Below are 12,893 nucleotides of genomic sequence, written 5' to 3'. Positions count from 1 at the left end.
CTGAATAAAAGCACGGTGAGCCCTGCTTTTATAGCAACAACATGCTACTATTTATACAGCTTGACGGAGCGCGAGTAATTCCTCGCTGAGATTGTGTCCATTTTGTGTTCAGCCCAAAGTAATAATACAAGATGTAAACCCAAGTACCGTTGAACCTGATCAGGTTAAAACCTGCGTAGGAATCAAGCCACCTAAACACCCCGCCTAAAAACTGTTTTAACTTTTAAACAGTTTGATTTGCTATGTTTTTGGTCGTGCTTGATTCGTTGATTTCATTCTTCAGGATCATTGCAATGAACCAATTAACGAATCTATCCCCTGCTGATATTTCTGCTCAACATGAGCAAGATGCCAAAGATTTAACCCGCATTTTACCTGCATCGAAAAAAGTCTATATCCAAGGCTCACGCCCAGACATTCAAGTGCCCATGCGTGAAATTGAATTGACCGATACCCCAACAGGTTTGGGTGGTGAACACAATCCACCTATCATGGTGTATGACACTTCAGGCGTATATACCGACCCAAATGTTGAAATTGACTTAAACAAAGGCTTGCCAAACATTCGTGACAGCTGGATTGAAGAACGTCAAGACACCGAAAAACTAGAAACTCTGAGCTCTGCATTTGGTCAAGAGCGTTTACGTGACATTCGCACCGCTGAAATTCGTTTTGCGCATATTCAAAAGCCACGTCGTGCCAAAGCGGGCAAAAACGTAACCCAAATGCACTATGCAAAACAAGGCATCATCACCCCAGAAATGGAATATATCGCGATTCGTGAAAACCAGCGTCAGCGCGAAGGGGTCGATATGCGTCAGCACCCAGGTCAAAACTTCGGGGCTAAAAATCTAACCGAAATCACGCCAGAATTTGTACGTCAGGAAGTGGCTGAAGGCCGTGCAATTATCCCTGCAAACATTAACCACCCAGAATGTGAACCAATGATTATTGGTCGTAACTTCTTGGTGAAAATCAATGCCAATATTGGTAACTCGGCACTAGGTTCCAGTATTGATGAAGAAGTTGCGAAAATGACTTGGGCAACCCGCTGGGGGGCAGACACCATCATGGACTTATCGACAGGTAAGAACATCCATGAAACCCGTGAATGGATTATCCGTAACTCACCTGTGCCAATTGGTACTGTTCCTATTTATCAGGCCTTAGAAAAAGTAAATGGCATTGCCGAAGACCTGACTTGGGAAATTTTTAAAGACACCCTGATTGAACAAGCAGAGCAAGGGGTGGACTACTTCACTATTCACGCAGGGGTGTTATTGCGATATGTACCCCTCACAGCTAACCGCTTAACAGGCATTGTGTCACGTGGTGGTTCAATCATGGCACAGTGGTGTTTGGCACACCATGAAGAAAACTTCCTGTATACACATTTTGATGAAATCTGTGAAATCATGAAGGCTTATGACGTATCGTTCAGCTTGGGTGATGGTTTACGTCCAGGGTGTATTCAAGATGCCAACGATGAAGCACAGTTCAGCGAGCTGCGTACTTTGGGCGAATTGACCCACCGTGCTTGGGAACATGATGTGCAAGTGATGATTGAAGGCCCAGGACACGTGCCAATGCACATGGTCAAAGAAAATATGGACTTGCAACTTGAGGTCTGTAAAGAAGCACCATTCTATACACTTGGCCCATTAACCACTGATATTGCTCCAGGCTACGACCACATAACCTCTGCCATTGGTGCAGCAATGATTGGCTGGTACGGTACAGCAATGCTGTGCTATGTGACACCTAAAGAACACTTAGGCTTACCAAACAAAAAAGACGTCAAAGATGGCATCATCACCTATAAGATTGCAGCCCACGCGGCTGACCTTGCCAAAGGTCACCCAGGTGCACAAGCCCGTGACAATGCCCTATCTAAAGCACGTTTTGAATTCCGCTGGGAAGATCAGTTCAACCTGAGCCTTGACCCAGACACCGCACGCAGCATGCATGATGAAACCATGCCAAAAGAAGCGCATAAGTCTGCACACTTCTGTTCAATGTGCGGACCGAAGTTCTGCTCCATGAAAATCACCCAAAATGTGAGAGATTATGCACAAAATCAAAATGCTGCGAACAAAACAAAGCAAGTAGATACAGAGATAGAATCAGGTCTCAAAGCCATGAAAACCGCTTATCAGGAACATGGTCAAAAATTGTACCATAAGCTATAAATTGTTTAAAAAGCGTTTGTATTCAATCAAATCTCAGTTAGGATGAAATCATGCTTTGCTCATCCTGATGAGAGTTTATGAAGATTATTCAACAAGCAACTTATGGTCAACACGATGCACAGATTCACCAGCGTGAATACCTGTATCGCGGGTTTATTCAGGTTGAGAAAGTCAGCCTGAGCCATCGCTTGTTTAATCAAACCACCTATACCCCAGTCCTTCAGCGTGAACTTATTCAACGCCCTGAAGCGGCTGGGGTACTCATTTATGATGCCGCACAACAAAAATTTGCACTGATTGAACAGTTCCGCATTGGTGCAATTGACGACAGCGACTCGCCTTGGCAATTGGAAGTGATTGCAGGCGTACTGGATGGCAATGAATCGCCTGAAAGCTGCATTCGTCGTGAAGCCTTAGAAGAGTCAGGCTGCGAGCTGCAACAATTACAACATTTATTTAGTTTTTACCCTTCTGCAGGGGCATGTGCAGAGTTGTTTCACTTATATAGTGCGAATACCACGCTACCACAGGAAGGTGGCGTTTTTGGAATGCCAGATGAGGGAGAAAACATCCAATTACATATTATTGATTATCAGGACATTCCTGACTTACTGACCAATGGTCGGCTAAAGAACGCACCTGTCATTATGGCATTGCAATGGTTACAACAACAGATTAAAACCGTAAAGGATGTCTAAGGGGTCAGGCATGACTTTATTCCCAAATACACACCAGCCAGAGCGCTGGACCATTGTACAAATTTCAGATACACATCTCATGGATCAGGATGATTTAGAGTTTGTGCACATGAATCCTGAACACAGTTTTCATGCGGTCATGCAGGATATTACACAACAATACCCGCAGGCCGATGCAATTTTTCATACTGGCGATTTAGCACAAGTGCCTGTCGCTGCGACATATCAGCGCTATTTAAAATTTATGCAGGCATTAAATATTCCGCATTATCAAATTCCTGGCAATCATGATGATGCCGAGGTCTTCCCTTTTTATGTAAAATCCAATCAAGTCCATGCGATTGAACTGGGTAACTGGTGCGTGATCTTGCTGAATACAGCCGTCAAAAACCGTGTCGATGGATGGATGGATGCAGCACAGTTACAACAATTAGATCAGGTTCTGCAACAACATGCGCATCAGTATGTGATCATTGCCTGTCATCATCATCCTTTTGATATGCATTCACACTGGATTGATCAGCACAAGTTAAAAAACACTGAAGATCTAATTGATGTGTTGGCGCGGCACAGTCAAGTCAAACTGGTACTGTGCGGTCATGTGCATCAGGACTCACTCAATGAATGGCAAGGGATTCAGTTTTACTCAACCCCATCGACCTGCGTGCAGTTCAAACCACACAGCCAACACTTTGCTTTAGGTACAGAAGCCCCGGGTTACCGTGTGTTACATTTGAATGCAGATGGCAGTTTTAGCACTCAGGTGCATCGGGTTGAGCATATCGTGCAACAAATAAATTTTGAAATTTCAGGTTATTAACTTTTCATTTTATTTCTTTTGCTTTACTTTATGCCTTCAACGAAAAAATGCGATAACACATCCAAACATCAAAGACTATCCATAATCAAAAAAAGTCTATATGATGACGTCCCCCGAAGATCGAATATTGTTCTTTGGGAGTGGATAAAAACACTTGCATATCACCATATTTTTTGCGTACCAATCGTACGCATATGATGAGGAATGCCCTACATGGCGAATGACAACCAAAATCAAGTCTTGGACGAACAAACAGATCTTGTAGAAGAAAAAGCTACAAAACGCGTGCGTAAGGCAAAGCCAAAGGCTTTAGAGGGCGGTTCTACAGCTAGCTTATTTGGTATTGCACCTTATCAGCCTAAAAAAAATGAAGAATACATGTCTGAAGGACAACTCGAGCATTTCCGTCAAATTCTCATGGCGTGGAAAGAAGAGTTAATGTCAGAAGTTGACCGCACTTTAAACACTATGCAAGACGAAAATACAGCCTTGCCAGATGTAAACGACCGTGCGACTCAAGAAGAAGAGTTTGCAATTGAGTTGCGTACTCGTGACCGCGAACGTAAATTGATTCGTAAAATTGAACAATCTATTGAAGCGATTAAAAACGATGACTATGGTTTTTGTGAAACTTGTGGTGTCGAAATTGGTTTACGTCGTTTAGAAGCACGTCCAACTGCAACGTTATGTATTGATTGCAAAACTTTGGCAGAGATCAAAGAGAAGCAAAACAACGGTTAATCGTGACTGTTGAGAATTTCCTAGCCGAACACAGTTCGGAGCTTGAGCAGCAGCGAAACGATGTTTCGCTCACTCGCTACACAGGTCGGTTTGCGCCATCGCCAACCGGCCCTTTGCATTTTGGCTCACTCATTACAGCAGTAGCCAGTTATTGTGATGCCAAAGCTCAGCACGGCAAATGGCTCGTCCGCATTGAAGATACCGATATTCCTCGCATCTACCCAGGTAGTGAAAGCCATATCTTGCGCTGCATAGATGCTTTTCAATTTGAACCTGATGCTGAAATTATTTTCCAGAAAGATCATCTTGAGCTTTATGAAGCCGTATTGCAACAGTTACAGCAACAAAATTTAGTCTATGCCTGTCAATGCACCCGCAAAATGCTTGGCTCTAATCATATTTATGCAGGGACCTGCCGCAATCTAGGGCTAGATTTTGTAGAACAAGCCATTCGCGTCAAAGTGAACGATCAGGACATCTGCTTTCAAGACCGTTTACAAGGTCAACAATGTTCCAACCTAGCGCAGGACTTGGGAGATTTTGTATTGAAACGGCGCGATGGCATTATCAACTATCAATTGGCGGTAGTGGTGGATGACTATTTGCAAGGCATCACGCATGTAGTTCGTGGGGCAGATTTGCTGGACAACACTGCACGACAAATTTATTTGGGGCAATTGTTAGGCTATCCACGCCTTAATTATATGCACTTGCCTTTGGCCATGAATGCGCAAGGACAGAAACTGTCTAAACAAAACCTTGCTCAGGCTTTAGACTCAACCCAAGCCCCACAATTGCTACAGGCTGCGTTTACTGCGCTAAATCAGCCCCCTATTGTCCTCGACACGCCAGCACGTATGTTGCAGCAAGGCATTCAACAATGGGATGCATCTCGTATTCCTGTAGGCACTACGTTACACGGTTGCTACTTATAAAATTCCAGATTCGTTTATGCTCAAAGTCACATTCACAGATTTAGGCAGAAGCATCTATGTTTTTTATTTTTGGTGTAGGGCCGAAAACCAAAGTCGTGGAAAGCAATCAGTTTACTTGTCCTGTTTGTCGTACCCACAGCAGATATGAATTAAGACAACGGCGGCAATATTTTTCTTTATTTTTTATTCCGCTTTTTCCTGTGTCGAAACAGCAGAATGCTACGGTGAAGTGTTTACATTGTGGAACTGAAATGCCAAGCATGGTGCTAAACCATGCTCAGCCGAATTCTGCTAAAGAGATGAATCTAGAAGCTTAAGACTAGAAACTAGATTCTTCACGGCTTGGATTGGTTTCATGGGTCGAGGCTTCAATTTTCAGAATTAGACTCACCATGACTGCGCACATAATCAAAGATGAACCACCATAACTAATGAATGGTAGCGTCAGACCTTTGGTTGGCAACATGCCCATATTCATGCCTGCATTCACCATAATCTGCAACAAGAAGATGATGCTGATTCCATACGCCAAATAGCCTGCACGTAAATATTGGTTTTTTAGGGCACGATGACCAATTTTAATACAAGAAACCAGCATCGCAAAAGACAGGCTGATTACCACAAAAATACCCAAAAAGCCGAACTCTTCACCCAACACAGCCAACATAAAGTCTGTGTGCGCTTCTGGTAAATAGGACATTTTCTGAATACTGTGCCCTAAACCTACACCAACCCACTCACCACGACCAAATGCCATTAAAGCGTTAGATAACTGATAGCCAACACCCAAAGGGTCATTCCACGGGTTTGAGAACGACATTAAGCGTTCAAAGCGATACGGCTCGAACACCACTAAAAACACAAAGGCGGCAATAATTGCCCCGAAGGCAATCCCGAACTGAATTAACGGTGCACCTGCCAAAAAGAAGACGCCCAGCATGGTCAAGGCAATCACCACAGTAGCCCCTAAGTCTGGCTCTGCAATCACCAAACCAACGGTCACGGCCATAATCACCGCAAGACGTACCAAGCCTTTAATATTGTTACGCACTTCTTCGGCACGTCGCACCACATAATCTGCAGTAAATATGGCCATCATGACTTTGGCGACTTCAGAGGCTTGTAAGGTAAATCCTGCAACCCGAATCCAGCGTTTAGAGCCATTAACCTCAGTACCAACCACCAAAACTGCAATCAATAAGGCAATGGTGACAATCCACAGAAAAAAGGTATTGTTAAACCATGTATTCAGCGGCACTTTATACACAACAAAAGCAGCAACCAAGGCCACCACAATCGAAATACCATGGCGGAAAACATAGTGAAAAGTATTTTCATGCATACGCTCTGCATAGGGCATCGACGCCGATGCCACCATAATCGAGCCAATACATAACAATGCCAATACACTAAAAATCAGCACATTACGCACATTTATTTCCGCAGGCAGTTTTGGCAGCCAACGGTCATAGACCTGATTGAGTTTATTGATTGTTGTCTGAGCCAAGCCAGCCATATCTCATCCCTTATTGTTGTTATACCAGCGCGTTAACAGAAGCAACGAACTTGTGACCACGTTCTGGATAGCCCGAGAACATATCAAAACTTGCACATGCAGGTGACAATAGCACCACATCATGCGCTTGTGTATGTTGTTGGCAAATTTCGACTGCCTGTTGTAAGGTCTCTGCACGCAAAAGTGTGGTCGTACCCGAAATTGCAGCTTCAATTTGCGGTGCATCCTCACCAATCAACACCGCGAGTTTGGCATATTGCTGCAAGGAAGCACGCAGCGCAGTAAAGTCCTGCCCTTTGCCTTGCCCACCTAAAATAATGGCGACTTGCCCACCTTGAGCCTGAATTGCAGCACCCAAGCCATCCAAAGCCGCCAAAGTCGCACCAATATTGGTGCCTTTAGAATCATTATAATAACGCACCTCATGCAAGGTTTTGACAAACTCACAGCGATGTTCCAAACCTTTAAAAGTTTTCAGCGTTTCCAACATGCTTGCCATAGGCAAACCAATCGCTTCACCCAACGCCAAACAAGCCAAGGCATTGGCAATGTTATGCGTACCTTGAATATACATTTCTGTACTTTTCAATAAACGCTCACGCCCACGCGCCAGCCACATGCTGCCATCATCATCTTTTAATAAACCGAATTGGTTTAAGTCAGGCGCATTCAAGCCAAAACTTTGCATTGGGGTTTGATCGGGTACTAACGGACGGCTCAGGGCATCATCACGGTTAAACACCACTTTTTTGACACCTTGGAAAATACGATGTTTGGCAGTGTGATACCCCAGCATATCACCATGGCGGTCTAAGTGATCTTCACTCATATTTAGCACCACAGCCACTTCTGCATTTAAATTCGAGGTAGTTTCTAGCTGAAAACTGGAGAGTTCCAATATATACAGTTCAGGATCATCTTTAATCAAATCCAACGCAGGACGGCCTAAATTACCGCCCACAGCCACTTTTTTACCCGCCTGCTCTGCCATTAAACCAATTAATGTAGTCACGGTACTTTTCGCATTTGAACCAGTAATGGCCACAATAGGTTTGTCGGTTGCACGACGTAAAATCTGAATTTCGCTCACCACAGGAATACCCTGTGCCATAGCAGCCTGAATTTCAGGGAGTTTTGGATCTAGCCCAGGGCTAATCACAATTTCTTCTGCAGACAGCAATATATCTTGATCAAACTGCCCAAAACGGGTTTCAACCTCGGCTGGAATTTGGTCATGTCCTGGAGGTGTGGGGCGAGAGTCTGTCACAGCAACGCGGTAACCCTGATGATGTAAGAAATTAACGGCTGCAACACCCGAAATACCAAGCCCTGCAACGACTTTTAATCCACCACGTTGTATTAACATTTTTGCCCCATTTTGTGCGGTAATTTTGAAACTGACAAAATGGTAGCACTTTGCTGTTTTGAATGCTTTTTCTGTTTGCAGTTTCTGCAAATTTTTTGTGTCAGTGCGTAAAAAAACCGTCAGATCGCTGACGGTTTTTTAAAACATCTCAGTAAAGTTGGACAGATGTGGCTATTTCCATTTCACTGCTTGGACTTCAACTTTCTTTTCGGTGGGTTGATCTTTGCTGTCACATCCACAACTGCCACCACAACCTGCCACTGCCACAGGCTTCAACCACTTTGCCAAACCATGCCAACCTTTTTCTGCGCAGGAATTGGACAGTTTTAGAAAAACTGCGCTAGAAGCCTTGGGAAAGACTTTTTTAAAAACCACTACCGCACTCCACAGTACCAGTGCAGCAACAATCAGAATTTCAATCATGTTCGTCTTCTCCTGTGAAACCTAAAATAGCCTTAACCCAATAAATATGAGGCTGTTTGATAAGTCAGGAATGACATAAAGTAGGCCAAACCAAATAAATACACCGTCATAAAACTGACTGTACGCCATGAACCTGTTTCACGCTTTACAGTAGCCAAAGTCGCCAAACAATGCGGTGCATAAATAAACCACACCAACAATGACAAACCTGTCGCCAATGACCAACCAAGCTCACCACCGCCACTAATTAAAGCGGCCAAACCTTCGGACATGGCATCCTCATCAACTGCAGACAAGGCGTAGACTGTACCCAATGCTGCCACGACTACTTCACGTGCTGCCATGGCAGGAATCAAAGCAATTACAATCTGCCAGTTAAAACCAATGGGTGCAAAAATTGGCTGTAACACATGCCCCAACATCCCTGCAAAGCTGTAATCAATCGCAGGCATGGTCGCGCCTTCTGGCGGTTGTGGGAAGGTACACAAAAACCATAGCAAAATAGACAGCGCAAAAATAATGCCACCGACACGCTTTAAGAAAATTTTGGCGCGATCTAGCAAACCAATCCACACACTTTTTAGGTCTGGAAAACGGTAGCTTGGCAATTCCATTAACAACACGTGTTCAGATTTGTCTTTTTGCAAAAATTTGAGCACAAACGATACGCCCAAGGCACTTAAAATACCCGCCATATAAAGACCGAATAACACCAAACCTTGTAAATTAAACATGCCCCAAACGGTTTGATTTGGAATGAACGCCGCAATCAATAAGGCATATACTGGCAAACGTGCGGAACAAGTCATCAATGGCGCAACCATGATCGTGGTTAAACGATCACGTGGATCAGCAATGCTGCGGGTGGCCATAATCCCTGGAACTGCACAGGCAAAACTGGACAACAAAGGAATAAAGGCACGACCACTCAAGCCTGCACTAAACATCAGCTTATCTAGTAGGAATGCAGCGCGGGGCAAATAGCCCGATTCTTCTAAAATCAGAATAAACAGGAACAAAATTAGAATTTGTGGCAAGAACACTACCACACCGCCTGCACCTGCGATAATGCCATCTACAATTAAGCTGTTCAGCAAAGGATGTGAGGTATTTTCCCCAAGCACCTCGCCTAACCAGCCAAAGAAGCTTTCAATACCATCCATAAATGGTGCAGCCCAAGCAAAAACAGCTTGGAATACAATGAACATCATCACGGCAAGGCTTACCAAGCCAAACACAGGATGCAGAAAAATTTTATCTAGAAAGTCAGAGCGTTTGTCTTCTTCATCTACAAACTGCACCACATCATGCAAAATGGTTTGAATACGTTGGTGCTGGCTGCCTTTTAAGCCTGTCAATTCAGTCTGTGGTACCGAAAACTTACCCAAATCCAACGCATTCATTAAATTTTGAATACCTGAATCACGCACCGCAACGGTTTCCACCACAGGCACACCCAAACGCTCAGATAGCTTTTGCGTATTAATTTGCATTCCGCGGCGGCGTGCTTCATCCATCATGTTGAGCACCAATAAAATTGGACGTCCCAACTCAATCATTTCAAGTACTAAACCTAGATGCAGTTTCAGGTTGGTCGCATCGACCACACACAAAAATGCATCTTGCTGACCTTCTTCAGCAATTTTGCCCTGCACTACATCACGGGTAATGGCTTCATCTGGGCTGGTGGCTTCTAGGCTGTATGTACCTGGTAAATCCAGTACACGTACCGCCTGCCCCGAAGGCAAGTTGAACTGACCCACTTTGCGCTCTACGGTAACACCCGCATAGTTTGCAACTTTCTGACGCGTCCCTGTCAAATGGTTAAATAAAGAAGTTTTACCGCAGTTTGGATTCCCTACAAGTGCGATACGTAAAGGATCACTCATGCAGTTACTCCCTGTTCAATTTCAACGCGATCAGCTTCCACTTTGCGCAAGGCAAAACGGGTAAATCCCACCTGAATTAAGATCGGATCTCCACCAAAAATACCTTTGGTAATCACCTGCACAGGCGTTCCAGGCACAAAGCCCAACGTTTCTAAGCGATTCGCAACCAAATCATTTAGGGATGTTCCACCATCGGCAGTCCGAAGTACCTGACGAATGATGGCTGTTTGTTTTGCTTTGAGTTCTGACAAACGCACCGTGAAATTCCTATACTATTTTGCCCATTATATACGCAAATGAGAATAATTAACAAATAAGGTCAACTTACATTTAATGGTTTTATATCACATCGACAGGCTTACTGAATTGGATTAGAGTAGGAAATAACTATGCTTATTATCGATTTCCCCAATCAACATTGGGATTTTTCATGTGATCACTATGCTGAACAAAAAACCGCGTATTCCTGCTGCAATTCAAATTCCAGAATCCCTGAGTTTTTTGGAAGGCTATCGCAATGATTTAATTGCACAAAGTGTGAGCCCACATACACGTAATGCCTATTTATCCGATTTAATTCAGTGCAGCGAATATGTCAGTAAACCCATGCCAGACTGGCAACATGATGATATTTCCGATGTGTTGATTGCGCTGACCAAACAACAGAAAAGTCCACGCTCGATAGCACGCTGTCTTTCTGCCCTGCGCTCTTTTTACAAATTTTTAAGAGAACACAAACTACGTTCCGACAACCCTGTTGCAGCACATAAAACACCTAAGTTAGGTCGTGCTCTACCCAAAGACTTGTCCGAAGCCGATGTCGATGCATTGATTCAAGCACCGAATATTCAGACGGCCTTGGGCTTACGAGATCGTGCCATGCTGGAAGTCCTGTATGCCTGCGGTTTACGTGTCACTGAATTACTCAACTTGCGTCTAGACTTGATTAACCTCAAACAAGGTTATTTACGCATTGTGGGAAAAGGCAATAAAGAACGCTTAGTACCCATGGGGCAAGTCGCATGTGAATGGATCGAGCAATATTTAACAGAATCGCGCCCACAACTGTATAAAACCGCCACAGATTATCTATTTTTAACGCAGCATGGCGGCATTATGAGTCGCCAGAACTTCTGGTACGCCATTAAACGCTATGCCCTGCAAGCAGGTATTCAGGCCGAGTTATCGCCACACACCTTAAGACATGCATTTGCCACCCATTTGCTGAATCATGGTGCAGATTTACGTGTGGTACAAATGCTGCTCGGACACAGTGATTTATCTACCACACAAATTTATACACATGTGGCACAAGTCCGTATGCAGCAACTACATGCCCAGCACCATCCACGGGCTTAAAATCAAAAACGACGCAGAAGTTTAACGATCACGACTATTTTTTGTTATGCTAACGCTCTATTTTTTACGCCAACAAGAAAGGGTTGTTTATGACATTTACCCGCTCAACACTTTTGATTGCCTGCTCACTTGCCAGTGCTTTTGCAATCACCGCTTGCTCAAATGCCAATAACGAAGACAAAAAGCAAACTACGCTCACCGCAAGTGCTCCCGCTACAGGTGAAGCATCGACTCTAATTGAACGCAATGCACAACAACGTCTAAGCACGACCTTGCAGCAACATTTTAAAACTGCAGGCATCAGTGCCAAAATTACCGATATTAAAGCCACTGAAGTACCCAACCTATTTTGGGTCAGCCTAGAAGGCATGTCTTCAGTCTATGCCACCAGTGACGGCAAATATATTATTCAAGGTGACGTAATTCGTTTAGGCGACAAAGAACTGCACAACGTCAGTGAAAACCTGCAAGCAGGCGTGAACAAAAAAATCTTTGCTGAATTAAAGCAGGAAGATTTACTGGTCTTCCCTGCCAAAGGCAAAACCAAACATGTAATTTATGTCTTTACCGATGTCAGCTGCCCATATTGCCATCGTCTACATGAACAAATGGATGAAATGAACGGCAAAGGGATTGAAGTCCGTTACATTGCTTGGCCACGTGGCGAACAGCACATGCCAAACATGGAAGCGATCTGGTGTAGTGAAGACCGCCATGCAGCCTTTAATGCGGTTATGAATGGTGCAGCAATTGCCCCTGCCAACTGTAAAAACCCAGTTCGTGCTCAATATCAACTGGGTTTAAATATGGGCGTAAATGGCACGCCCGCAATTTATAATGCTGAAGGCGTTTATTTGGGTGGCTATTTGTCTACTTCAGAATTGGTGAAGCGTTTAGAAAACTAAAAATACGCAGTTTTTGGGATGTTTCATCTTGGTCATAAACTAAGATGAAGCG

Annotated in this window: 13 protein-coding genes and 1 riboswitch; of the genes, 8 read left to right on the top strand and 5 right to left on the bottom strand. The window is 44.0% G+C overall.

Annotated features, from left to right (window positions below; translation table 11 throughout):
• Positions 1 to 54: 54 nt before the first annotated feature.
• Positions 55 to 199, top strand: a riboswitch (TPP riboswitch).
• A 94-nt stretch (positions 200 to 293) separates the two neighbouring features.
• The 6 genes from thiC (at position 294) to HHA42_RS05385 (ending at position 5,700) form a co-directional block, all read left to right on the top strand.
• Positions 294 to 2,189: a phosphomethylpyrimidine synthase ThiC gene (gene thiC, locus HHA42_RS05410; protein ID WP_168525674.1), complete on the top strand. Its 1,896-nt coding sequence runs from the start codon at positions 294 to 296 to the stop codon at positions 2,187 to 2,189.
• A gap of 77 nt (positions 2,190 to 2,266) precedes the next feature.
• A complete protein-coding gene (locus tag HHA42_RS05405; RefSeq protein WP_168418389.1) occupies positions 2,267 to 2,887 on the top strand; it encodes an NUDIX domain-containing protein in 621 nt (206 codons plus the stop codon).
• 10 nt (positions 2,888 to 2,897) lie between these two features.
• Complete coding sequence (cpdA, locus tag HHA42_RS05400; protein ID WP_168418387.1) at positions 2,898 to 3,707, top strand: 3',5'-cyclic-AMP phosphodiesterase; 810 nt, start codon at positions 2,898 to 2,900, stop codon at positions 3,705 to 3,707.
• Between the two features lie 213 nt (positions 3,708 to 3,920).
• A complete protein-coding gene (gene dksA, locus HHA42_RS05395) occupies positions 3,921 to 4,448 on the top strand; it encodes an RNA polymerase-binding protein DksA (protein WP_168418386.1) in 528 nt (175 codons plus the stop codon).
• Between the two features lie 2 nt (positions 4,449 to 4,450).
• Positions 4,451 to 5,383 carry a tRNA glutamyl-Q(34) synthetase GluQRS gene (gene gluQRS, locus HHA42_RS05390; RefSeq protein WP_168525672.1) on the top strand — a complete coding sequence of 311 codons (933 nt, stop codon included), beginning with the start codon at positions 4,451 to 4,453 and terminating at the stop codon, positions 5,381 to 5,383.
• A 56-nt stretch (positions 5,384 to 5,439) separates the two neighbouring features.
• Positions 5,440 to 5,700 carry a zinc ribbon domain-containing protein gene (locus HHA42_RS05385; RefSeq protein ID WP_168418384.1) on the top strand — a complete coding sequence of 87 codons (261 nt, stop codon included), beginning with the start codon at positions 5,440 to 5,442 and terminating at the stop codon, positions 5,698 to 5,700.
• Between the two features lie 2 nt (positions 5,701 to 5,702).
• Here the strand turns inward: HHA42_RS05385 and ftsW are convergent, their stop codons facing one another.
• The 5 genes from ftsW to HHA42_RS05360 all read right to left on the bottom strand — a co-directional run bounded on the left by ftsW (position 5,703) and on the right by HHA42_RS05360 (position 10,834).
• Positions 5,703 to 6,899, bottom strand: a complete 1,197-nt coding sequence (gene ftsW / locus HHA42_RS05380; protein ID WP_168525670.1) for a putative lipid II flippase FtsW — start codon at positions 6,897 to 6,899, stop codon at positions 5,703 to 5,705.
• A 19-nt stretch (positions 6,900 to 6,918) separates the two neighbouring features.
• Positions 6,919 to 8,265, bottom strand: coding sequence for a UDP-N-acetylmuramoyl-L-alanine--D-glutamate ligase (murD, locus tag HHA42_RS05375; RefSeq protein WP_168525668.1), 1,347 nt, complete (start codon positions 8,263 to 8,265; stop codon positions 6,919 to 6,921).
• Positions 8,266 to 8,436: 171 nt separating this feature from the next.
• A complete protein-coding gene (locus HHA42_RS05370) occupies positions 8,437 to 8,688 on the bottom strand; it encodes a DUF6587 family protein (RefSeq protein ID WP_168525666.1) in 252 nt (83 codons plus the stop codon).
• 32 nt (positions 8,689 to 8,720) lie between these two features.
• Complete coding sequence (locus tag HHA42_RS05365; RefSeq protein WP_168525664.1) at positions 8,721 to 10,577, bottom strand: ferrous iron transporter B; 1,857 nt, start codon at positions 10,575 to 10,577, stop codon at positions 8,721 to 8,723.
• A complete protein-coding gene (locus tag HHA42_RS05360) occupies positions 10,574 to 10,834 on the bottom strand; it encodes a FeoA family protein (RefSeq protein WP_168418377.1) in 261 nt (86 codons plus the stop codon). Before HHA42_RS05360 ends, HHA42_RS05365 begins: the two co-directional genes overlap by 4 nt.
• 184 nt (positions 10,835 to 11,018) lie before the next feature.
• On the opposite strand from HHA42_RS05360, the gene xerD reads away from it, so the two are divergent.
• Together xerD and HHA42_RS05350 are read left to right on the top strand one after the other, a co-directional pair.
• Positions 11,019 to 11,936 carry a site-specific tyrosine recombinase XerD gene (xerD, locus tag HHA42_RS05355; protein ID WP_168460937.1) on the top strand — a complete coding sequence of 306 codons (918 nt, stop codon included), beginning with the start codon at positions 11,019 to 11,021 and terminating at the stop codon, positions 11,934 to 11,936.
• An 89-nt stretch (positions 11,937 to 12,025) separates the two neighbouring features.
• Entirely contained in the window at positions 12,026 to 12,841 is an 816-nt protein-coding gene (locus HHA42_RS05350) for a DsbC family protein (RefSeq protein WP_168460938.1), read from the top strand.
• Positions 12,842 to 12,893: the final 52 nt, after the last annotated feature.

The organism is Acinetobacter sp. A3, from assembly GCF_012371415.1.
Lineage (GTDB): Bacteria > Pseudomonadota > Gammaproteobacteria > Pseudomonadales > Moraxellaceae > Acinetobacter.
Note: the sequence above shows the minus strand (reverse complement) of the source record. Positions and strands in the feature narration are given on the sequence as shown.